Annotated in this window: 18 protein-coding genes and 1 tRNA gene; 11 read left to right on the top strand and 8 right to left on the bottom strand. The window is 60.3% G+C overall.

The features are described 5' to 3' along the window. Nucleotides 1-37: 37 nt before the first annotated feature. Nucleotides 38-499 carry an iron-responsive transcriptional regulator RirA gene (rirA, locus tag KD146_RS13195; RefSeq protein WP_212659630.1) on the bottom strand — a complete coding sequence of 154 codons (462 nt, stop codon included), beginning with the start codon at nt 497-499 and terminating at the stop codon, nt 38-40. Nucleotides 500-715: 216 nt separating this feature from the next. Between rirA and KD146_RS13190 the strand changes: the two genes are divergently transcribed. Next, nucleotides 716-1,054, top strand: coding sequence for an HU family DNA-binding protein (locus KD146_RS13190; RefSeq protein WP_212659297.1), 339 nt, complete (start codon nt 716-718; stop codon nt 1,052-1,054). On the opposite strand, the gene KD146_RS13185 is transcribed toward KD146_RS13190, so the two are convergent. After that, nucleotides 1,025-2,239 carry an ROK family transcriptional regulator gene (locus KD146_RS13185; RefSeq protein WP_212659296.1) on the bottom strand — a complete coding sequence of 405 codons (1,215 nt, stop codon included), beginning with the start codon at nt 2,237-2,239 and terminating at the stop codon, nt 1,025-1,027. The genes KD146_RS13190 and KD146_RS13185 overlap by 30 nt on opposite strands. A 278-nt stretch (nt 2,240-2,517) precedes the next feature. Next, complete coding sequence (locus tag KD146_RS13180; protein ID WP_212659295.1) at nt 2,518-5,724, bottom strand: alpha-mannosidase; 3,207 nt, start codon at nt 5,722-5,724, stop codon at nt 2,518-2,520. A 174-nt stretch (nt 5,725-5,898) separates the two neighbouring features. Here KD146_RS13180 and KD146_RS13175 point away from each other — a divergent pair, with 174 nt between their 5' ends. From KD146_RS13175 to KD146_RS13165, 3 genes are all read left to right on the top strand, one after another. Then, on the top strand, nt 5,899-6,927 hold the full coding sequence (locus tag KD146_RS13175) for a LacI family transcriptional regulator (RefSeq protein WP_212659294.1): 1,029 nt from the start codon (nt 5,899-5,901) through the stop codon (nt 6,925-6,927). A gap of 198 nt (nt 6,928-7,125) precedes the next feature. Further along, nucleotides 7,126-7,473 (top strand): YciI family protein, encoded by a 348-nt coding sequence (locus tag KD146_RS13170; RefSeq protein ID WP_212659293.1) that lies wholly within the window; start codon nt 7,126-7,128, stop codon nt 7,471-7,473. Beyond that, nucleotides 7,470-8,714, top strand: coding sequence for an RNA polymerase sigma factor (locus KD146_RS13165; RefSeq protein ID WP_212659292.1), 1,245 nt, complete (start codon nt 7,470-7,472; stop codon nt 8,712-8,714). The genes KD146_RS13170 and KD146_RS13165 overlap by 4 nt, the downstream gene beginning before the upstream one ends. On the opposite strand, the gene KD146_RS13160 is transcribed toward KD146_RS13165, so the two are convergent. The 3 genes from KD146_RS13160 to KD146_RS13150 are packed head-to-tail and all read right to left on the bottom strand — an operon-like array spanning nt 8,711 to nt 11,542. Beyond that, nucleotides 8,711-10,012, bottom strand: a complete 1,302-nt coding sequence (locus KD146_RS13160; RefSeq protein ID WP_212659291.1) for a TRAP transporter large permease — start codon at nt 10,010-10,012, stop codon at nt 8,711-8,713. The genes KD146_RS13165 and KD146_RS13160 overlap by 4 nt on opposite strands. Before the next feature lie 13 nt (nt 10,013-10,025). Continuing rightward, complete coding sequence (locus KD146_RS13155; RefSeq protein WP_212659290.1) at nt 10,026-10,529, bottom strand: TRAP transporter small permease; 504 nt, start codon at nt 10,527-10,529, stop codon at nt 10,026-10,028. Between the two features lie 8 nt (nt 10,530-10,537). After that, on the bottom strand, nt 10,538-11,542 hold the full coding sequence (locus KD146_RS13150) for a sialic acid TRAP transporter substrate-binding protein SiaP (RefSeq protein ID WP_212659289.1): 1,005 nt from the start codon (nt 11,540-11,542) through the stop codon (nt 10,538-10,540). 193 nt (nt 11,543-11,735) lie between these two features. Between KD146_RS13150 and KD146_RS13145 the strand changes: the two genes are divergently transcribed. Genes KD146_RS13145 through KD146_RS13130 form a run of 4 tightly spaced genes read left to right on the top strand, consistent with a single transcriptional unit; the run spans nt 11,736 to nt 18,516 of the window. Next, nucleotides 11,736-12,650 carry a dihydrodipicolinate synthase family protein gene (locus KD146_RS13145; protein WP_212659288.1) on the top strand — a complete coding sequence of 305 codons (915 nt, stop codon included), beginning with the start codon at nt 11,736-11,738 and terminating at the stop codon, nt 12,648-12,650. A gap of 38 nt (nt 12,651-12,688) precedes the next feature. Further along, nucleotides 12,689-13,372 carry a GntR family transcriptional regulator gene (locus KD146_RS13140; RefSeq protein ID WP_212659287.1) on the top strand — a complete coding sequence of 228 codons (684 nt, stop codon included), beginning with the start codon at nt 12,689-12,691 and terminating at the stop codon, nt 13,370-13,372. A gap of 6 nt (nt 13,373-13,378) precedes the next feature. After that, entirely contained in the window at nt 13,379-16,111 is a 2,733-nt protein-coding gene (locus tag KD146_RS13135) for an alpha-L-rhamnosidase (RefSeq protein ID WP_212659286.1), read from the top strand. Continuing rightward, nucleotides 16,108-18,516, top strand: a complete 2,409-nt coding sequence (locus KD146_RS13130) for a glycoside hydrolase family 38 N-terminal domain-containing protein (RefSeq protein WP_212659285.1) — start codon at nt 16,108-16,110, stop codon at nt 18,514-18,516. Before KD146_RS13135 ends, KD146_RS13130 begins: the two co-directional genes overlap by 4 nt. Nucleotides 18,517-18,623: 107 nt before the next feature. On the opposite strand, the gene KD146_RS13125 is transcribed toward KD146_RS13130, so the two are convergent. Then, nucleotides 18,624-18,713, bottom strand: a tRNA-Ser gene (locus tag KD146_RS13125). Nucleotides 18,714-18,957: 244 nt separating this feature from the next. Between KD146_RS13125 and KD146_RS13120 the strand changes: the two genes are divergently transcribed. From KD146_RS13120 to KD146_RS13110, 3 genes are all read left to right on the top strand, one after another. Beyond that, nucleotides 18,958-19,281, top strand: a complete 324-nt coding sequence (locus KD146_RS13120; RefSeq protein WP_212659284.1) for a hypothetical protein — start codon at nt 18,958-18,960, stop codon at nt 19,279-19,281. Nucleotides 19,282-19,334: 53 nt separating this feature from the next. Further along, a complete protein-coding gene (gene msrA / locus KD146_RS13115; protein WP_212659283.1) occupies nt 19,335-19,991 on the top strand; it encodes a peptide-methionine (S)-S-oxide reductase MsrA in 657 nt (218 codons plus the stop codon). A gap of 69 nt (nt 19,992-20,060) precedes the next feature. Next, on the top strand, nt 20,061-20,471 hold the full coding sequence (locus KD146_RS13110; RefSeq protein WP_249327859.1) for an MmcQ/YjbR family DNA-binding protein: 411 nt from the start codon (nt 20,061-20,063) through the stop codon (nt 20,469-20,471). Here the strand turns inward: KD146_RS13110 and KD146_RS13105 are convergent. Further along, entirely contained in the window at nt 20,443-22,230 is a 1,788-nt protein-coding gene (locus KD146_RS13105) for a hypothetical protein (RefSeq protein WP_212659282.1), read from the bottom strand. The genes KD146_RS13110 and KD146_RS13105 overlap by 29 nt on opposite strands. Nucleotides 22,231-22,319 lie beyond the last annotated feature (89 nt).

Raw genomic sequence — 22,319 nt, 5'->3', positions numbered from 1 at the left:
TATAACATGAGTGTCAAACTCATATTAAAGATACTTACTAGTGAAGCGGCTCAGCCACGGCTTCGGCTGCAGTCAGGCCAAGGCGATCGCGAATCGAGCGCTTCTTGCTGGCGAGATCAGCGATGGTGTAGCCCGCCAGCACTTCAAAGAATGCGCCGAGCGCCTCGCGCAACGCGCCATTGAGGTCGCACTCACCGATCAGCGGACAATCAGCGCCATCTTCAAAGCACTCGGCCAGGGCGAAGTTCTCTTCGGTTAGCCGAATGGTGTCGAGCAGCGTAATGTCTTCGGCCTTCTTGCCCAGCTTGATGCCGCCGTGACGCCCGCGAACCGTAGCCAGCAGGCCATTTTCGACCAGTGGCTTGATTAGCTTGAACAGGAAGAGTTCAGAAATATTATAAGCGCGCGCGATGTCGGCAACTCGGCTCAGCCCCGGCTCGTTGACCGCGCAATAGACCAAGGTGCGAATGGCATAATTTGATTGGCGAGTCAGGCGCACAGCGGGACCTTTCTGGTGACGCCGCGCATTGCTGCATACGCTGGCAGTCGAGAAATCGAACATGGGCCGAATGATCAAACCCGACCGTAACTTATAACCATTCTAAAATAAGTCAACTAAACATGAGCACATCATTCATGTTTGAACGCAGCACTCAAACTCTGGACAGCGCTTTAAATTCTCCCTATGAACTTAAGAATATGGGGAGCAGCAATTGTGACTAAAACCATCACCCGCGCCATGCTCGCCGAAGCGGCGGCACGGAAAACTGAACTGAACAAGGCCGATGTTACGGCCGTTGGCGAGCAGATGTTCGCCCTGATGAGCACAGCTTTGATGGCCGGCGAAAACGTCAAGCTGACCGCATTCGGATCATTGCAGGTCCGCGAACGGGCTGAACGGCTGGGGCGCAATCCACGCACCGGTACAGAGCATCGCATTTCGCCGCGTAAGACCGTGGTGTTCACGCCCAGCGCACAACTGCGCACCGCTCTTGACGAAAAAGCTAACGGGCGGAAACAGCAATCAGCTAGCGATGTCCACGAGCGCGCGTGAGAAATATCGTCGGTAAAGTGGCAATTCGGCGGCCCCAATAGCGGGTGCAAGCACGCCAAGATGGCCGGCGACCACTTCAGGCTGTTGATAGGATGCCACTGGCAATTGGCTCAACGCGAAGCTCAGACGGTCGATCAAGCGCCCGGTGATAGCGTCGGGGATTATGCTGTCGATCACGACCAGACCGCTTTCAATGACTGCTGTGGTGTTGAACACCACGCGCGCCAGCACGACGGCGCAGTCCTCAATCCACTGATCAAGCACCGACCCAAAGCTGGACCAGTCCCAGTCCTCGAGTGTGTCTGGTGTTGCTGTGATGCCCGCTTCGGCCAGCCGGTTGATCAGGGAGGTGATCGAGGCCACGAAGTGCGCGGCCTGCAGGCGACCGGCACTGTCCATTACCAGCATTGAACCCAGATTGGCCGAGTTGCCTGTTGGCCCCTCCCACAGCGAGCCCTCAGAGACAATGCCAGCGGCGATATGGTGGGAAATCAGAAAATACACAAAGGTCGCCGGCCGGGGCCTTGGGAAGGCAATCAATTCAGCCCAACACGCCGCATTGCCGTCATTGAACAGGCTGATTTCGAGCCCGGTGCGCTGCGCCAGTTCGGCCGCAATGTCGATCTCCTGCCAGAGCGAACGCTGCTCTTCAGGGGCCTGAACAAGCTGCAGATTGCCAGGCAGGTTGGAGGGCATCGAAACGCCCATATCGACAAGCCGCACGCGGTCCTCAGGCTCCATCTCGGCCACCAGCGCGTATGTCATCTCCCCAATGTCATCGATGAGGGTGCGGGCATCGGGGTAGTCATAGGCGCGGCGCTGCTGACCAACGACTTCGGCGTGCATATTGAGCCGGACTACGCTGACGTGGCGCCAGCCAATTTCAACGCCAATTGAGAAGGCTCCGTCTGCCCTGAGATAAATGGGTGTGGCGGGCTGGCCGCGGCGGCCACGCAGTACTTCGCCCCGGGTAATCATGCCAGCACGATCAATGTCTGCAAGGATGGCCGAAACCGTCTGAGGCGCCAGACCCGACAATCGAGCAATATCGGCGTTGGACACACCGGGATTGAAACCAACCACGGTCAGCACAGCGCGCTCATTTGCACGTCGCAGGCCGTGATGTTGCAGTCCCCGCGTCCCGGCATCGAAAATGTCGCGGGGCGGCTCAGTGGTGGACGACATTGCTAAACCTTGCCGGCACGCCGCTGTATCAAAAACTGCCTGCTTGGCGAGATGATCGCCGCGGCCCAAGGGTGGGCGCATGAGCAGGCTGTCCCGTTGGGAGGGAGACCCCAGCCGCGTGATGATTCGAAAAACCCTTATGAGCCATCATGGCAAGCAACGCCCGCCACGCCAAGCTCTATCACCAAGGACCAAGAAACAAGGCATTGTGTCTATTGGGAGATTTGCCAATTGAGGTCATGCAGCATTGGCGTCAGCCCCTGGTGAGTTGAGGTGATTTAGGTCTCCTGCGGCTCAATCAACAGGGTCGCAATCTCAAATGGGCGCAACTTGAGCGTGACGCTATTGGCGGTCAGCGGCAGCGGCTCGCTTGCCCCCTCCTCCATCAGGTTGACTATGCGAACAGACTTGACCGGCAGACCAAAGCTGATGGTGGCGTCAGCGCGGATATTGGCGTGTTCAAACAGACGCAGAACCAGATCGTTGGAGTGCTCGGCCTTCTTGAGAGTTTCCAGAGTGACATTGGCGCAGTCGACACTGGCAAAGCTGAAGCTGGCGAATTCACCTGCCGGTTCTGCGGCGCAGCTACGCGAGCCGATGACAGCAATCGGGTTGTTGAAGCGTTCGGCGGCGCGGTGAACCTGTTCGAGATCACTGACCCCGTCATGAACCATCATGGCGTAGCGCAAGCGATGCTCGCCCAAATCTGCGTGGGGGTCGGGGTAGACCGAGCCCCGCACCAGCGTCAGCCGGATCGACTGCTCGAGGCAGTCATAGCCATATTTGCAGTCATTGATCAGCGCGACGCCGAAATCGGTTTCACTGAGGTCGACCCAACGATGCATCGATGCCTCGTAGCGCGCCTTGTCCCAGCTGGTATTGCGATGGGTAGGCCGTTTGACGTGGCCGAACTGGATCTCGGAGCGAATTTCGGAGGTATTCAGGTCAAAGGGGAACTGCGCCTTGATCACGGTCTGGCGTTCCTGCCAGTTGATGAAGGTGTCAAACTCGACCTGCCGCGCACCCGACGCCAGTGAGATGACCTGCACGATGTCCGATTTTTGATAGCGGCGCGCAATGCGGATAGCAGCGCGATGCGGGCCGGTCTCAACGACAGATATGTCTGCGTCAGCATCGGCCAAGGGCCAGCATTGCTCTTCAAAATATGCGTCGATGTCCCAGGCGTCGTAGTTCATCGGCTTGTCTTCATAGGCGATAAGCCGGTTGGCGCGTTCGCCTGCGGCCAGGGTCTCGCGTTGCCGCGACTTGTCGAATATGGAGGTAATTTCGCCCAAAGCATCGAAGGTGATCCGAAGCTGGTCGTTTTCGAGATGGGTGGTCGACACCGAAAGCGGCGAGTGTTCAGTCGCCGTGCCGGTAACGATCTGGCCACCGGTCCAGCCGAGCGGGCCGATATTGCCCAGATTAGTACCAAAAGCGGCGCTGCCGTCAGCACGGACAATCTTTTGTAGCAGACGCACACCTTCCGCAGTCGCCAGCGCCTGACCTTCCAGTTCGGCCCCGCCGCCGATTTGGACAAATTCAGCACGGGTCTGGCTGGTGAAATTGAGCAGCCGCAACTGATCTGCACCCGGCTTGGCGAATGCCTGTGCAGCGGCGTGCCAAGGACCGTTCTGCGCGGCCAGGTTGGAAAAGATGCGGCCATATTCCGCATCACTATCGACATAGACTTCGGCGATGGAGGTACCCGGCAGGATGTCGTGGAACTGGTTGATCAGCACAAGCTCCCAAAATTCGGCCAGCGCCTGAGCCGGATAGTCCGCACCAGCCTGCGTCAGCGCCATGGCCCCGAGGAACTCAAGCTCGCGCAGCATCCGCTCGGCATTGCGATTGTTGGCCTTGTTCTTGGCCACCGAGGTCAGCGTGCCGCGGTGATATTGCAGGTAGAGTTCGCCATTCCAGGTGGGGAATTTTGCAGCGGGCGCATCCATTGCGGCGCCGAGCCGGTCGAGGAATGGCACAATACCTTCAAGCTTGACCTTGGGCGCGCCGGGAATGCCGCGTTCAAGGCGAATACCGCGCTCGATCATGGCACGGGTCGGCCCACCGCCACCATCGCCATAACCATAGCTCATCACCACCTGGTCGTGGGCTGCCTTGGGCTCGTAGCGCTTCCAGGCCCCCATGGTTTCAGACACCGACAGATCGCCGTTATAGGTGGTGAAAATCTCTTCGCTCTCATAGCGCTGGGCCGTGATCAGCTGGGCCTTGGTGACGGTGCCGTCAATGCCGCGCCAATGAAAACTGTCATAGGGGAAACGATCGGTGTCGTTCCAGCTCAGCTTGGAGGTAACAAAGTACTTCAGGCCCGACTTGTCCATGATCTGCGGCAGGTTGGCCGAATAGCCAAATGTGTCCGGCAGCCAGACAGTCTGGGGATCTACGCCGAAATTCTCGCGGTGAAAGCGACGCCCGCGCATGATCTGGCGAACCAAAGACTCCCCGGAGATGATGTTGACGTCAGGCTCCACCCACATTGCCCCTTCTATCTCGAACTGACCCGCCTTGACGCGCTCCAACAGCCGCGTCCAAAGCTCGGGATAATCCTGTCTGAGGAAATCGAACAGCACCGACTGGTTATACATGAAGGTGAACTCGGGATACTCCTCCATCAGGTTGAGAACCGTGGCGAAGGAACGCGCCGTCTTGTCGCGCGTGTGCGCGACGCGCCAGAGCCAGCCGACGTCAAGATGGGTGGAACCGACTGCAGTAATTTGCGGCTGGTTCTCGGTATCAACGAGATCGTAGACTTCGGCCGCGATCCTTTCAGCCTCATCCAGCGAGGCGACGAAGGCATCGGTGTGACCGTCACGGCGATCCAGAGCGAACAGGGCGCGTTCGACAATGTCCAGAATGGCATGCCGGCGTGCGTCCTGCTGGTGCAGGCGGATGGCGACCTCAAAGGGGGTCTGCAGGTCGAAATAGAGCTTTTCGGCGCGCGCATTGCGCACGAAGAAATCTACCTTGAAACCGACCAGTGGCCGATCGAAAAAGGTGAAGGCGTTGACCAGCAGCGTGTGCGTCTGCCCGCGCTGGGCATTGCGTGCAATCACCAGTTCGGTGTGGTTGCCATCAAGTGCCTGTGAAATCCTGCCATCAATATAGGCCAGACATTGCGGATCTGTCGTACCGGGACGGTCCTGCCACTGGCTGGTAAATTTGAGCACGAGTGTCTCGCCGATCGCGGCTTCGGGCACTTCCACCTCGGCAGCAAACCAAGTGTGTCCCTGCTTTTTGGCCCATACTGAATGGCTGCCAAACTGCTCCCAATTGCGCCAGTCATCAGCCAGTGCGGCGTCGGCGCTGACATCATCCCGCTGCACATGCCACTGGAACCGGGCATCAGCTATCGGGGTCAGTATCTTGCTGGCGAGGTCAGCACATAGCCGCTCCAGCTTACCTTCGCGCTTGATATCATCATCGCGCAGGGCGAGTTTTGACGCGAGAGGATTTGAATAGGGCATTTCGGCTCCGGATGTCGGCTTCACGTGTTGCACAAGGGTCGATTTTCGCACAGGTATGCACAGTATTTGCAACGTTGCAAATGCCATTGAGGCTTGCCGCTGGGCGGGCGCTGTTGGCAAGGGGCTCCGGGCATGCAAAACAGGGAAATCTGGAGTAGCGGGGCGCAGGCACAGGTGAGTTCGCAGAAACCATTAGCAGGCGGTCGCGTCACCTTGCGCACCATTGCGGAACTGACCGGGCTGAGCCTCTCGACAGTTTCGCTCTCGCTGCGCGGTGGCACCACGCTTAAACCCGAGACGCGTGCCAAGGTCGCCGCTGCTGCAGAGCAATTGGGCTATGTTCCTGATCGCGCCGGGGTGCGCCTGCGAACCGGCAAGACCAATGTGATTGCGCTGGTGCTGGATGGTGCCGAGGATTCCATCGACTTCGCGCGTCAAATGATTCAGGGCATTGGTCAGGCCATCAAGGGTACGCGCTACCATCTCACTGTCATTCCCGAGTTTGAACGTGGCGACGCTGTCGACACTGTCAGCTATGTGCTGGAGAACCGCACCGCGGATGGCGTGATCATCACCCACACCAGGCCTCGTGACCCGCGTGTGCAATTGATGATCGATGCCGGTTTCCCTTTCGTCACGCATGGACGCACCGGTTTTGATACGCCGCATCCGTTTCATGACTTTCATGCAGAGGCTTTTGTCGCCACTGCTGTTGAGCGTTTGGCGAGCAAGGGCTGCCATCACGTCATGCTGGTGGTCGGCGATGACAGCACCACCAACCACCACAACCTGATGGGGGCCTTTGAGCGCGCCACCGCCAGTGCCGGGATTGGCGCGCGGGTGATGAAGGGGACGCAGGGGATGCCGCCCGCAGAAATGCGCCGCATGGCGTTTGAGCTGGCGCAGGAAGCCGGCCGTCCAGACGGTATCCTGTGCGACAGCGAAATGCGCACCATCGCGTTGGCAAGTGGCTTGCAGGAAGCCGGATTGCAACTCGGCAAGGACATTGAGCTGATCTACAAACAGACCTCGGGCATCCTGCCGACACTGTTTCCAGCGCTGGACAGCATTCGTGAAGATGTCTTTGCTGCGGGTGGGGAGCTTACCCGCCTCCTGTTGCGGCGCATCGAGGGCGCCGATGCGTCGCACCTACAAACACTGGGCGAACCGCAGCCGCAGTGGCGAAGCGAGCGCAACCGGTGAGCTGACATCGTCGCCCCAGCGAAGTGGCAGTCTATTTGAGTGCGCGAAGCTGTGCCTGCCGGCCATCATGTGCGAGGCTGGATGCACACCCAAATTCTGGCGCAAAAAGAAATCTGCACCATGGGTCCAAAAATGGCGCGCCGAGGCGTCATTGCTGTGTCGGCACCAAGTCGACGCCGTCAACGGAAGGACAAAATAATGGCTCAACAGAACTTTCTCTTCATCCGTCGCAGCGAGCCCGGTCAGGCCGCGCAGGGCCCCAAACCATCGCCAGCCCAGATGGAAGAGATGTACGCCAAGTTCAACGCCTGGAAAGACAAGTTCAGCGACAGCATCGTGGATATGGGCGCGCCACTGGGCGGCGGCAGGGTGGTGACCCCACAAGGCCATAGCGACGGCCCGTTCATTGAGGCCAAGGAAGTCATCGGCGGCTACATGGTGCTCTCAGCGGACAGCTTGGAAGCGGCTGAGGCGATGGTGCGTGAAATGCCCGGCGTTGTAGCGCCCGGTGCCAGCGTCGAGATTCGGGAAATCAAGACGCCTTGAGTCAAACGTCCGGGCTGGTTGAGCATTTCTTCCGGCATGAATATGGGCGTGTGGTGGCCGTCCTCGTCCGCCGTTTTGGCGCCCAGCATATCGAGACGATCGAGGATGCGGTCCAATTGGCGCTGAGCAAGGCGCTCAGCAGCTGGATGGCCGGTGGATTGCCCGACAATCCATCGGCCTGGCTGTTCAGCGTCGCGCGCAATCAATTGCTCAGCGAGTTTCGCCAGAAAGCCGGCAGAGGGCGCCTGCTGGCCGCTTTCCCACATGAATTCGACGTTCCGGAGGCCGAGAGACCGGATGTCTTGATGGCCAACGAGGTGCAGGACGACCTGCTGAGGATGCTGTTTGCCTGCTGCGACGACGCCATCGCAACCGAGGCGCAATTGGTGCTGGCGCTGAAGGTGCTGTGCGGGTTCGACATTGGCGAAATCGCAGCGCGTCTCTTCATCACTGAAGCCACTGCATACAAGCGGCTGACACGCGCCCGTGGGCGACTAAAGCAAGCCGGGTTCAGCACTGCCAGCGTAGCGGCAAACGACTACGAAACGCGATTACCAGCCGTGCACGCGATCATCTATCTGATATTTACCGAGGGCTATCTGTCGTCGCACGCTGAACGCGCTATCCGCAAAGAGTTGTGCGCCGAGGCTATTCGGCTCGCGAGCCTGCTCGTCGCGCACCCGGCGGGTCAGCAGCCTGAAACCTTTGCTTTGCTGGCGCTGATGCACCTGCATGCTGCGCGCATGATCGCGCGTGAGGATGCAGCAGGCGGCTTGCTGCTGCTTGAGGAGCAGGATCGCGCGCTTTGGGATCAGCACCAGATCGGCATTGGTCTGGAATGGCTCGCCAAGGCCGCTCAGGGCTCGCACTTCTCCCGCTACCATGCCGAGGCTGGCGTTGCGGCAGAGCATTGCCTGGCGCCTTCATTTGCCGAAACGCGTTGGGAGCGGGTGGCAGAGTGCTATGGCTTGCTCGAACAGATGGCGCCTTCGGCACTGCACCGGCTGAACCGGGCCGTGGCGGTCGGCGAGTGGCGCGGACCGGCCGAAGGTCTCGGGGTGCTTGAAGGGTTTGAGCCGCCGGCCTGGCTGGTCGGCAGTTATATGTGGGCCGCCGTGCTGGCGGACCTGCACGCTGGCTGCAGGCATGTCGATCAGGCCACGCATTACCGCGCGCAGGCGCTGGAATTGGCGCCGAGCGACGCGGTCAGAGCGACGTTGGCGCGACGGCTGGGCGGTTAGCCCAGCAGCCCGGCAAAACGCGGCAGCCAGAGGGAGAGATCGGGGAAATAGGTGATCACCATCAACAGAGCGATCAGCACCCCAACGAACAGCCAGATCTCGCGGATCATCTCACCCAGTGGAATACCGTTGAGCGCCTTGATGATGAACAGCAATATCCCGTAGGGCGGGGTGATCAGCCCGATCATCATGTTGAACACCACGACAATACCAAAATGGTGCAAGTCGATCCCGAGCGCCGCCGCTGTCGGAATGAACAGCGGGGTGATGACCAGCATGATGGTCGACACATCCAGAAAGCACCCCAACACCAGATAGAGGATGTTGATCATCAGGAAGAACATCGCCGCATTCAGCTCGAACTGATCGAAGAAGGCGAAGACGCCCATCGGAATGCGTTCAACGGTAACGACGTAGTTGAAGATGAAGGCGCCACACAGAACCAGCGTGACGACAGCAGTGGTTCTGACAGTGGACACCACGACGTCCCAGAACTCTTTCAGCCCCAGACTGCGATAGGCAAACACCGCCAGCAGCAATGCATAGAACGCTGATACGGCAGCGGCTTCGGTTGGTGTGAAGGCGCCGGTGTAAATACCACCGAGCAGGATAACGGGCATCATCAGGGGCGGGATGGCACTCAGGATGATGGCTGGGAAGGCGCGGAAGGGGATGGCTTCTTCGACCGGAAAACCACGCAGCTTGGCCAGAACGCCGACGACAATCGCCAGTACCACGACAATCATCAGTGCGGGCACGACGCCGCCAAGGAACAGTGCACCCACCGAGGTCGACGATATCAGCGCATAGAATACCATGGGGATCGAAGGCGGAAAGATCGGGCCCACCACCGAGGAGGTGGCGGTGATCGCACCGGCGAAACCACGCGGATAGCGGTTGTCCTTGATCATCATATTGGTCAGCACCTTGCCGACACCGGCCACATCGGACACGGCGCTGCCGCTCATGCCCGAAAAGATCAGACTGGTCAGGATATTGACCTGGGCCAGACCGCCGGGGAGGCGCCCGACCATGGCCAGCGCAAATTTGAGCAGGCGATCGGATATCTGACCGGCGTTCATGACGTTGGCGGCAAAGATGAACAGGGGCACGGCCAGAGCGACAAAATTGCCAAAGACGCCGTTGAGTACCTGCTCAGCTGCCAGCCCCACATCACGACCTGCCATGAGCAGATAGAAGATGGATGAGACGATCATGGCGATGCCCATGGGCATGCCGGCCACGGTGGCGGCAATGAGCAGAACCAGCATGATCGGCAGAGCGAGACCAACTAGCATGAAGAACTCCCAGTCAGATTTGGTCGCGCCAATTTGGTCGCAGCAGATTGTAGATACGGAAGGCGCCCTGGGTGGCAAAGGCGACAATGAACAGCAGGTAGCAGCCGTAGATCCACGTCTTGGGGATGCGCAGAACGTCTGACTTCTTGCGCATCAGAAACTGCAGATAGTCCAGCGTGTACGGCACGAGAATAAGAAAGGCGACGACCACCAGCGCCATGGTGCAGATGGAGAAGAAGCGCCGGACATGCTCTGGCGCGATGTCATAGACGACGTCGAAGGTGACGTGTTCGCGCACCGGCACCATGAAGGCAGCTGCCCAGAATACGGTCCAGATAAAGGCAATCATCGTCGCCTCTTCCGTCCACGCCAACGGCTGGTTAAGCACATAGCGGAAGAATATCTGGACGATGAAGCCCGTGAATGCGGTGAGAAACAGCAGGACGCCGACGGTGTCGGCGCCCCGCTTGAGCCATAACAGTCCAGTGCGGACCCTATGATCAGTCTTGGTGGACATTGGTGCCCTTAGTTTGCCAGTGCGTTGATGCGATCAACCCAGCCTTCAGGCCAAAGCTTGGCGCGCTCGGAGCTGAGATAGAATTCCTGCACGTGGCTGCGGAATGCGTCAACGTCAGGCGTGGTCACCTTGAGGCCTTCGGATTCAAAGAACGCGACGAGGCGATCTTCTTCGGCATAACGCTTTTCGTTGTTCCAGTCGCAGGCGGCCATGGCGGCATCAACCATGTGACCCTTTTGAGCATCATTGAGCTGCTCCCAGGTCTGGTTGTTGACAGCGATTGGCAGACCGTCAACCAGGTGATCTGTCAGCACGATCTGCTCGGTGACTTCGTAGAACTTTGCCGCGTCCACGGTTGGCAGCGGGTTGTCCTGGGCGTCGACGGTACCGGTCTGCAGGCCGAGATAGACTTCGGAGAATGGCAGCGGGGTCGGGTTGGCACCAAGTGCCTCACCCAGGAACAGCCAGGCATCCGAACCAGGCATGCGCAGCTTGACGCCTTCAAGGTCGGCTGGCGTCTGAACGTCGCGATAGCGACGCAGGTTCAGCTCGCGGGTGCCGAGATAGCAGACGTCGAGCAGCTGGATGCCCATTTCGTCGGACACGGTCTGCTTGAACTCGCCACCGAGATCGGAATTCATCACCGAACGATAGTGGTCTGCGTTCTGAAACAGATAGCCTGCCGTAAACAGACCGAACTGGGGGATGGCATCGGCGATCAGCTGGAACGACACATAGGCCATTTCGGCATTGCCGCGCTGCAGGGCGTCCAGATCACCGCTCTGGGAAAACAGGGAACCTGAATCATAGAGCTGAATGTCGAACAGACCCGGCTCAGACTCATTGAGCGTATCGGCGAAAACCTTCATCGCCTGGGTATGCAGATCGGTTGGCACGGAGACCGTGGTGAATTTCAGCTCAATGGGATCCTGAGCCTGAACGGCGCCAATCGCCATGGCAGCAAAGGACACCGCTGAAAGTGCGATAAGTGCACTGCGCTTAAGAGTTTTCATATTCCTCCCTCTCAGAGCTTGTTCGGCTGCCCCTCGGTTTCCAATTGCAGCGTTGCACTGCGATTGGCCCTGACAGCTCAATTTGACAAACAGACTTTGCAACAACCGGCGACTGATGTAAACACTGATATGACACCTGATCGCATAACTGATTGTATCAGTTTTGTAAGTTACTGATTTATTGGAGGAATACGTGTCGAATTCAGATCTGAGCGGGATTATTTCGGCCGTAACCACCCCGGTTACAGAGACCTTTGACATTGATGGTGGCCGCCTGGCTCAGCATTGCGAGCGCCTGCTCAATAGCGGGTGCAGCTTCGTGTCGACCTTCGGTACCACCGGCGAGGGTGCGTCGCTTTCGAGCGCCCAGAAGATTCCGGCGATGCGCGCGCTCAAGGCTGCGGGCGCCGAGATGTCCAGGCATATTCCATCGGTGATGACGCCAACGGCGGACGAGGCCGGGGCGATGATTGCAGCGGCAGCCGAGCTGGGTTGCCGCGGCGTGCTGGTGCTGCCGCCGTTCTACTATGACTTTGCGAGCGACGATGGCATTGTGGCCTTTATCGATGAGGCAATGCGCCGGGCGGGTCGCCCTGACATCGACATCCTGCTCTACAATATCCCGCGATTCAGCCGCTTTACCTATACTCCTGAGCTGATCGACATGCTGGTGGCCAAGTTTGGCAGCGCCATTGTCGGGCTCAAGGACTCCACAGGTGTGGCCGAGAACGGCAAGATGCTGGCGCAGCGCTATCCGGACCTGTCGATCTTTACCGGCGATGACCGGGTAATGCCCTCGCTGGTGCAGGCCGGTGGCGCCGGCATGATCGGCGGCATGCCCAATGTATTCTCGGCCGATTTGCGCAAGATCTTTGAAGCACCCGGCGCCGCCGAGACCGAAGATCTGCGCAAGCGCGCCGGGCAGCGGATTGTAACGGTGGATGGCAATGGCAGCATGCTTGCGCTCAAGGCAACGCTTGCCGCAGTCTATGACGACCCATCCTGGGCCCGCGCCGTACCACCGCTGGTCGGGTTGAACGCGGCACAGACCGCGACCGTCCTCTCGGAATTCGCCGAAACAGGGTTTGTGCCGACCAAAGCTGCCTAGGCAGTCCGCAGAGCAACGCGGCAAAGGAGGAGTTGCCCATGGCGTATGCCCGCGCTCGAGAAACAGACGCCCGTCGTTCGCTACCTTCAGTCAAGAAGGCGGCATACGACACGTTTCAGCAGGCGCTGTTGCAGGGCAAGCTGCGCCCCGGGCAGGTTCTGTCACAGAAGGACCTGGTAGTCCTTCTGGATCTGTCGATCGGTGCCCTGCGCGAATTGCTGCCGCGGCTGGAAGCCGAAGGGCTGCTGCACGTCATGCCCCAGCGCGGCATCCAGATCACGGTAATCGATCTGCCGATGATCAGGGACGCGTTTCAGGTGCGTCTGGCGTTCGAACGCGAAGCGGTGCTGGCGGCGGTCAAGAACATGCCGGAAGCTCCGCTACGCGAGCAGCGCGACCTTCATGCGGGCATTGTTGAACGTCTCAAGGCTGGGCCGAGCGCGGCCCTGCTTGATGAGGGGCAGGATGTGGACACCCACTTCCATGACCTGCTGATCTCGGCGACGGAAAACGAACTGCTGATCCAAGCCTATCACGTCAATTCCATCCGAATCCGGCTGATCAAGCTTGATCGCATCCGCTTGAGCGAGACGACCCTGCCCGCAGCCTTTGGTGACCATCTGGCTGTGATCGATGCCATGCTGGAGCGAGACCGTCAGAAGGCCGCCGACGCCATGGAAGCCCATATTCGCAACGCCCGTGAGCGGGCAATCGCCCTTTAGGCCGTTATGACCAATCTCAAGCCAATCGATCTGCGCTGCGAACTGCTCGCCGCGCCCAAAGGACTGAACACGCCTTACCCCCGTTTTGGCTGGGGACTGAGCGCTGAAGGCAATGGTGCACGACAGAGCGCTTATGAAATCTGCGTTGGCGATGAAAAGGCAGACGTTGCCAGGGGGATCGGCAATTATTGGCAGAGTGGTCAGACCGCTTCGAGCGAAACGCTGTTCATTAGCTATGCCGGCAACCCGCTGCAGTCTGATCTGACACTCTACTGGTCGGTGCGCGTCTGGGATGAAACCAGCGAACCTTCAGCCTGGAGTGCGCCCCTTAGTTTGATGACCGGACTGATGGCCCGCAGCGACTGGGACGCAGAATGGATCGCGCGCTATTTCGTGCTGCCAGCCGGCCGCGAGGCACCTGCAGACGATCTCTATGACAATCCCTGGCAAGCACGGCCCGCGGACTATTTGCGGCGCGAGTTTGACGCCCGGGGACCGGTGGTGCGGGCCACGGCCTATGTCACGGCACTCGGACTCTATGAGCTCTATCTCAATGGTACGCGCGTGGGCGACGAGGTGATGGCACCGGGCTGGACCGATTACCATCAACGCGTCATTTACCAGGCCCATGACGTTACCGATCTAATCGGAGCGGGCCAGAATGCCATTGGCGCCATAATCGGTGAGGGCTGGTATTCAGGCCGGGTCGGGCACAATCAGCGCCGCGCCGGCAATCACTATGGCGGCCGGCCAGCGCTCCTGTGTCAATTGCACCTGACCTATGCCGATGGGAGCGTAGAGCGCGTCGTTACCGATCCATTCTGGCGGACCAGCCGCGGGCCCGTCTGCTATTCCGATTTCCTAATGGGCGAACATTATGACGCCCGACTGGACATGCCCGGCTGGGCCATTGCCGGATTTGACGACACGCGCTGGCAGCCGGTCGAAGCCTTTTCCCCCGAGCCCCGCGAGCCCGTACTGAGCGCCGCCAAGAGCCAGCCCGTCAGGGAAGTGGCGCGTCTGGACGGGCGCTATTTGCACCGCGCCAAGTCTGGCGCTGCAATCTTTGATTTCGGGCAGAATTTTGCCGGCTATGTCGAACTCACGGTTCAGGCCCGACGCAACGATCGCTTCACGCTGCGCCATGCGGAAATCCTTGATGGCGACGGCGAACTCTACACGGCCAATCTGCGCCATGCCGTGTGCGTTGATCACTTTACGGCAGCAGGTACGGGCAGTGAGCGTTTCAAGCCGCGCTTCACCTTTCACGGCTTCCGCTACCTCGAATTGACACTGCCCGAGGGCGTGGTGTTGGACGACGTCACTGTGACGGGTATCGCCATTCAATCCGACACGCCTCAAAGCGGCCAGCTGGAAACGGGCAACGCGCTAGTCAATCAGCTAATCTCCAATATCGAATGGAGCCAACGCGGCAATTTCCTTTCGGTGCCAACCGACTGTCCCCAGCGTGATGAGCGGCTGGGCTGGAGCGCCGATGCGCAGGTATTCTGGCGTACGGCCGGCTACAACATGGACGTGGCGGGGTTTTTAGCCAAGTGGTTCGACGACATCACCGACGCGCAATTGCCCGATGGTGCCTTTACCGACATTGCGCCATCGCGCCCACTCAACCCCTATAAGCAATCGGCACAACCGGGTGCGCCCGGCTGGGGCGACGGGCCGATCATCATGGCGTGGCAGCATTATCTGCGCTATGGCGACGCCGGATTGCTGAGCGCGGTCTATCCGGCGCTGCAACGCTGGATGACCCATATTGGCGGGGCCAATCCCGACTTCATCCGCACCCAGAATGTCTACAATAATTACGGCGACTGGCTTAGCGTCGGCCCGGCTTCAGACCGAACCATGGTGGCCACCGCCTATTGGGTTCTGGTTGCCAATCTGATGGCCAAGATCGCAACGGTGCTGGGCAAAGATAGCGATCACGCTGACTATTCGGGTCTGGCGCAGGATGTGCGGCGCGCCTTTCGTACTGCCTTCGTGGCCGAGGATGGGCGCATCAGCGGCGACACGCAAACAGCCTACCTGCTGGCGCTTGATTTCGATCTGCTGCCGGCAACGCAACGCGCAAGCGCTGCGGCACGCCTGATCGACAAGCTCGACGCAGCCAATGGACATCTGCAAACCGGGTTCCTGGGGGTCAAACATCTGTGCCCGGTTCTGACCGATATCGGGCGGGCTGATTACGCCTATCGACTGCTTTTGAACGAGAGCTACCCCAGTTGGGGCTTCTCGATCCGGCAGGGTGCCACCACGATCTGGGAACGCTGGGATGGCTGGACGCCAGAGCGCGGTTTCCAGAGCGCCAATATGAATTCATTCAATCACTACGCCTATGGCGCAGTGGGCGAATGGCTCTATGCCCGCATGGCCGGTATCGACTGGGAAGCATCGGCGCCCGGTTTCCGTACCATCCGCATGCGCCCGCTATTTGAGCGCGGGATCGGCTGGGTCAAAGCCGCCTATCGTGCCGCTACGGGCGTGGTGGAGAGCGCCTGGCGTTATGATGGCGATACGATCATCTGGAGCATTGCCGTGCCGCCCAATTGCCGGGCCGAAATCGAGCTTGCCGATGGGCCCGACAACATCGCCATCGATGGTGTGCCGCTGGCCATCAGTGCTTCCGAGCACCTTTTCGATCAGCAGACCACACGATTTGCCCTCGATAGCGGGCGCTTCACTATTTCCATTTCCCTACCGCAAGGTATCGCAGCATGACCTCTTCCGCCGATGGCAATCAGCCTCTTCTACACCTGATCGGCAATGCCCATCTGGATCCGGTCTGGTTGTGGCGATGGCAGGAAGGGTGCGCCGAAGCTATCGGCACCTGCTGGGCGGCCATCGACAGGCTGGAAGAGGGTGACGGCTTTGTCTTCACCAAGGGCGAAGCGCATATCTACGCCTGGATCGAGGAACTTGACCCTGCGCTGTTCGCGCGCATTCAGCACTTTGTCGCCGAGAAGCGCTGGGTGGTGGTCAATGGCTGGTGGATCCAGCCGGACTGCAACGTCCCATCGGGTGAATCGGTGATCCGACAGGCTCTGTACGGCAAGCGGTATTTTGCCGAGAAATTCGGTGTCACCGTTCCCACTGGCTACAATGTCGACAGCTTCGGACACCCCAGCACCTTCCCCATGCTGCTCCAACATACCGGCTCGACCAGCTACAGCTTCATGCGCCCGGGCCCCCATGAAATGGACCTGCCTGCCGAGCTGTTCACCTGGGCTTCGCCGGACGGCTCCGAAGTCACCGCCTTTCGCATTCAGGGGGCCTACAACACCTCCAAGCGCGAAATGCCGCTGCCCCAAAAGATCGATCTGCATCAGCAAAAAATCGCCGAGAGCGGCCATGCCTTCATGTGCTTTTATGGCGTGGGCAATCATGGCGGCGCGCCAACAATCGAGAACATTGAAGAGATCGAACGCCGTCTGGTCGCCGGCGAGAACCTCAAGTTCTCCGACCCGGAGACTTTCTTTGACGAAGTCCCCAAGGCCGGCCTGCCGGTAGTCGCGAGCGCGCTGCAGTTTCATGCCATTGGCTGCTACGCGGTGGCATCCTCGCTCAAGACGCTCAATCGCAAGGCTGAAAGCCTGCTCGAGCAGGCCGAGGCAGCTGCGACGCTGGCGAGCCGCGAATGCAACATAGCCTACCCCCGGCAGGATTTCGAAATGCTGTGGCGGCGCCTGCTGTTCAATCAGTTTCACGACACGCTGGGCGGCACGAGCCTTGAAAGCGCGTGCGTGGATTCCGAGCGCGAGCTGAACTGGGTGATTGCCGGCGCCGAGGACCTGCTCAACGGCGCTGTCCGCCGGCTGGGCAACATCATTGCTCGCCCTGTGGATCCGACCGACTCGACTTTTTTGGTGATGAACTTCAACGGCAGCCCGGCTCGCGGTCTGGTCGAAGCCGAGCCGTGGGTGGACAAGGACAATGTTTCGCGCCGTGTGCTGCTGGACGAGACGGGCGCGTCGATCCCGTTCCAGTATAGTGACCCTCATGGCAAGACGACGGCGCTGCAACGCATCACCTTCCCGATCGACCTGCCGGCCTATGGCTATCGGGTGCTCCGTTTCCGCGTTGATGCCGACAAGGGTATCTCAGCGCCGGGCGTCAGCTTCGGCGTACGCAGCCAGACACTGAGCTTCGACACCAATGGCTACGGGCTGACAATTGACCCGGAAAGTGGCGCTATTTCGCGGCTGGTGAACAAGGCCAATGGCGTCGCGCTGCTTTCCGGGGCTGGACATCAGGCGATTATCGTCGAGGACGCGACCGACACCTGGAGCCACGGCACGGACCGCTTTGGTTTTGCTGGCGCGGCGATGCAATTGCAGTCGGTTTCCACCATAGAGGCGGGGCCGGTCCGCACGGTGGTCAAGGTGGTCAGCACCTGCGAGAACAGCACGCTGAGCACGATCATCGTGCTCCCTGAGGATGGCGCCCTGCCCGTGCAATTGCGCGTGCATCTCGATTGGCGCCACAAGCGCCATCTGCTTCGCCTGGCCTATCCACTGGCGGCGACACGCTTTGAATATGAAGTGGCCGCCGGCTGGGAAGACAATGCTGATGACGGGCGCGAAATTGCCGGCCAACGCTGGGTACGCGCCAGCGCCAACGGGCACGACATCGCCATCGTCAACGACGCCAAATACTCCTACGCGGCGCAGGATGGCACGCTCTACATCACAGCGGTGCGGGCGCCGGTCTTTGCCCACCACGACCCGGTCGAACTCGAACCCGACGCCCATTACCGCTTTATGGATCAGGGCGAGCAGGCCTTCACCATTGAACTATTCGGCGCGCCCACGATTAGCCGTCAGCAGGCGGCAACCATGGCTGACCTCCTGAACAAGCCCGTGATCACTACGCCGCACGTTGCGCGCACGGGTACACGGGCGCATGCCGGGCAATGGCTGGCGGTCGACAGCCAATCAAGCGCCGTGGGCACCTTGAAGCTGGCCGAAGACAGCGACGATTTGATTATCCGGGCGGTCGAACTGAATGGTCAGGCCGACACGCTGGCTGTCGCCGGCCAGACAACAGCGATATCCCCACGCGGCATCACCACCGCCCGCCTGAGCGCCACCGGCCTACAGCGCGCAACGGGTCTGGAAGAAATCTAACCCCGACACACTGCGTCGAGCTCACGTGCCTCCCGCCACAACAGGCGGGGGCACGACGTGCTGCGGCGCAGCAGACGGCGACCTAAACTTCTGAATAAACAGGGAAATGGCGGAGAGAAAGGGATTCGAACCCTTGAGACGGTTCCCCGCCTACACACTTTCCAGGCGTGCGCCTTCGACCACTCGGCCACCTCTCCGCATCGCCTTTAACCCCGGTCTGGAAACACCGGAGGAGCCGGCTGGTTGGCCGACGCGAGCGAGGCGCAATATACTTATCAACGGGCTGGGCGCAAGGGATCACGACGCAGCGATGACAATTGTTTTTGTCGCAGGGGCTTCCCATCTTGTGAGATGTCCTGCGGACATGGCACAAAGAGGCCGTGCGCGGGGTGGAAACAGGCAGGCCAGCCTTAACTTGTCCCGCCGGCACAGGGAAAGTGAATGCGGCTTATATTGAGATTTGCGGGCACCTGGCTGATCGCCCTGGCGCTTGTCCTGCTGGTTATCGACGGCACCAAGTCACTGGGAGCAAATGCTCTGATGCTGACCAGTCTGGCTGATCTGTGGACGCAATTGCATCCCGACAGTCTGGTGGGCGTGCAGGCTTTTTTTGATAGTCGGTTCTTTGAAGACCTGCTCGATGCGACGCTGGCGACGCTGCTGGGCTACCCCGCCTTTGCGGTGATTGGCGTTCCGGGAATAATCCTGGCGCTGCTGGGCCGCAAGCCGCGTCGCGAGCGCTTCCTGCGGCAGGACCAGATCTGAGTGACGTAACTGTTTCCGGCAATGGGCCGAATAGTGCCGTGAAAGGAAAAGACATGTTCTTCAAATCCAAGCCGACCAGTATCCCGTCCGCTGCCGAGGCTCTACCCGGCCGCGACACCCAAATGCCTGTTGCCGCTACGCATTTCGTCAATGGCGAAGCGCTCAAGGGCCCCTATCCCGAAGGTGCCGAAACCATCTATGTGGCTTTGGGCTGTTTCTGGGGCGCCGAGCGGTTGTTCTGGGAGATCCCGGGGGTCATCGTGACGGCGGTGGGCTATCAGGGCGGCTCCACGCCCAACCCAAGCTATGATGAGACCTGCTCAGGGAAAACCGGGCATACCGAGGCGGTTAAGGTGGTTTTCGACCCTGCCAAGGTGAGCCTGGACAGCCTGCTCAAGACATTCTGGGAAGAGCACGACCCGACCCAGGGGATGCGGCAGGGCAATGATGTGGGCACGCAGTATCGTTCGGCGATCTATACGACCACCGATGCCCAGGCCGAAATAGTGGACCAGAGCCGCGCTGCCTACCAAAAAGCCCTGAGCGCCAAAGGCTTGGGCGCGATCACCACCGAGATCAGGCCTGCGCCCGAATTCTACTATGCCGAAACCTATCACCAGCAATATCTGGCCAAGAACCCGGCTGGTTATTGCGGGTTGCAGGGGACCGGGGTGAGTTGCCCGATCGGGCTGGGCGTTTCTGCTGCCTAGGCAAGCGGGAACAAATCTGGCTGACCAAGCGCTTGCCAGAGGGCCCTATTGGCTAACAGACTGTGCACCATGACTGTCACCGATAGCGCATTGATGGACCGGACGGGCTTTGAAGCATTTGTGCTGAGCCTGCCCGGCGTAACGCTGGTGCATCAATGGGGCAATGCCAGCGTCGCCAAGGTCGGGGACAAGATATTTGCGCTGCTATCGGGCTGGGCCACCGATGGCGATCTGAGGTTGAGCTTCAAGTGCTCCCCGATGAGCTATGACCTGCTGCCCGAACTCGAACAGGTTCGCCCTGCCCCTTATCTGGCACGTGCCAAATGGGTGCAGGTTTTGCCAGGGGCGCCACTGAGCAGCGATGAACTGCAAGCCTATGTGCGCGAGGCGCATCGGCTGGTCGCCGCAAAGCTGACGCGCAAGCGTCAGGCCGAACTGGGTCTGGAAGCGCTTATTGCGGCAGGACCACAAAAGTCCTGAGCACAGCACCGGTCGGGCTGACATCGACCAGCCATGCCGGCAGGTTGCCGGCAGCGTAGAGCGCGGCGAAGCTGTCATCGGCGCGGTCGGCCAGACCGCGAACCTCCGACATGGCCGGACAGATCACAACCAGGCCAATGCCGCGCTGCTCAATGATGGCGCGCGCGTCGTCAATGGGATCGTTGAAAAAGCGGAAGGCATCGCGCACGCCCAGCTGGTTGCGATGGTAGGGGGCGGCGACGACCTCGTGCGGGGTGTAGAGCATGATGTGGGCGCCCAGATCGATGGGCGACATGATGCGCTCGGGCGGCAAGGCGGCGAGATCGGCAAAGGCCGCGGGCACCAGACAGGGCTCCTTGCTGGCGCGGGCCTGCGCCACGTCCTGCGCGCGACCGGGCGCCAGATTGACCATCAGCGTGACGACCAGCGCCAGCACCACGCCGGAAAAGGCGAGCCAACTGCCGGCGAGCCCCAGGATTGTAACCTGCCTTGGCTGGGCGAGATAGCGATGGCGCGCCGCCACGATGAGCCAGGCCGCGGCCGGCATGGCCGGCATGACAGTCAGTCGGGCGCCGCGTATCTGGGCCAGCATGATCAGCGCGGTGCACAGCACAAAGGCCAGCAAGACGGCCCATTCGGCGCGCCCCTGCTGCACCCGCCAGAGGCGATAGAGCACGACCAGGGTACCGAGCAGCGCGGGAATGCCCACAGCAATGGCATAGGCGGGCAATTCAAAGACGCTGGCGGCCCATGGCTTGGCCTCGACGATGCCGGCGATCCAGTTGGCCTGTAGCCACGGGTCAAGCTCGCCATAGGGCCCATGCAGGCATTGGGGGAAGGCCAGAGCGACCAGCCCCATACCCAGACCACCCAGCACCGCCAGTACGCCGAAACGCTGCCAGCGCCCCTGTACGGGCATCAGGCTGGCCAGCGCGAAGGTGGCCGCTACCGCCAGCGCCACGCTGAGGTAGACCGGCGAAAGCACATCGCAGGCCGCCTCAAACCAGCGATTGGGCAGGCGGAAGATTGCCAGGTGAACGGCGCAACCTGCCGCAAAGGCCAGACCGAAATTGCGCATGGTGGCGGCTTTGGTGACAGCAAAGACCCATAGCAGGCCTGCGGCCAGAATGGCGGCGGCGATGACCGGCAGGGATTCGGTGGCAATGGCCAGCGCCGTGGCGGCAAGCAGGCCACAGACAATGGCAAAGCGGGGCCGCCGCACAGATTCGACCGCAGCCCAGGCGGTGGCCAGAGTCAGAATGATGACGACGTTGTGGTGATCAACCCGCCCCGGCGTGAACTCGGCGGTGATGGCCGGATTGAGCACGGGCAGGACCAAGGCGGGCAGCACGCCTTCTGGCCCCACCAGGCGATTGGCCAGCAGCGCACTGAACCAGAGCAGCACGCCCAGCAAAGCCATGGGCCAGACATAACCGGCGGCGATCATGGCGGTATCAGGCCCCAGAAGTGGGGTGAAGATCATGACCAGAATGGCAATGGGCATATCGACCAGGCGCGACCAGTGCAGTTCGGCGCCGAAGGGGGTATTGAGACGATGTGCCGTCAGATCGTACCAAGGCTGGCCGTGCAGAAAGTCGCGGACCATGACCATGCGCATGGCATCATCGGTATCGGCGAAAAACGGCATGCCAGCGCGGCCAATCACGGCGCGAATGACCAGAATGGCGATGGCAGCCGCCAGCACCAGCAGAACCAGGCGCCAGTCGGGTGTGGCACGATGAGGGGCAGAATTGGTCACGGCAGGGTCCTGGATCGGGGTGCGGCCAATGTGGACCGAGACGCGTTAAGATGAGGTTTGACGACCCCAGCAATTAAACAAGCTATTGC

Source organism: Devosia litorisediminis, assembly GCF_018334155.1.
GTDB lineage: Bacteria > Pseudomonadota > Alphaproteobacteria > Rhizobiales > Devosiaceae > Devosia > Devosia litorisediminis.
This window is presented reverse-complemented; position numbering and strand designations above follow the sequence as displayed.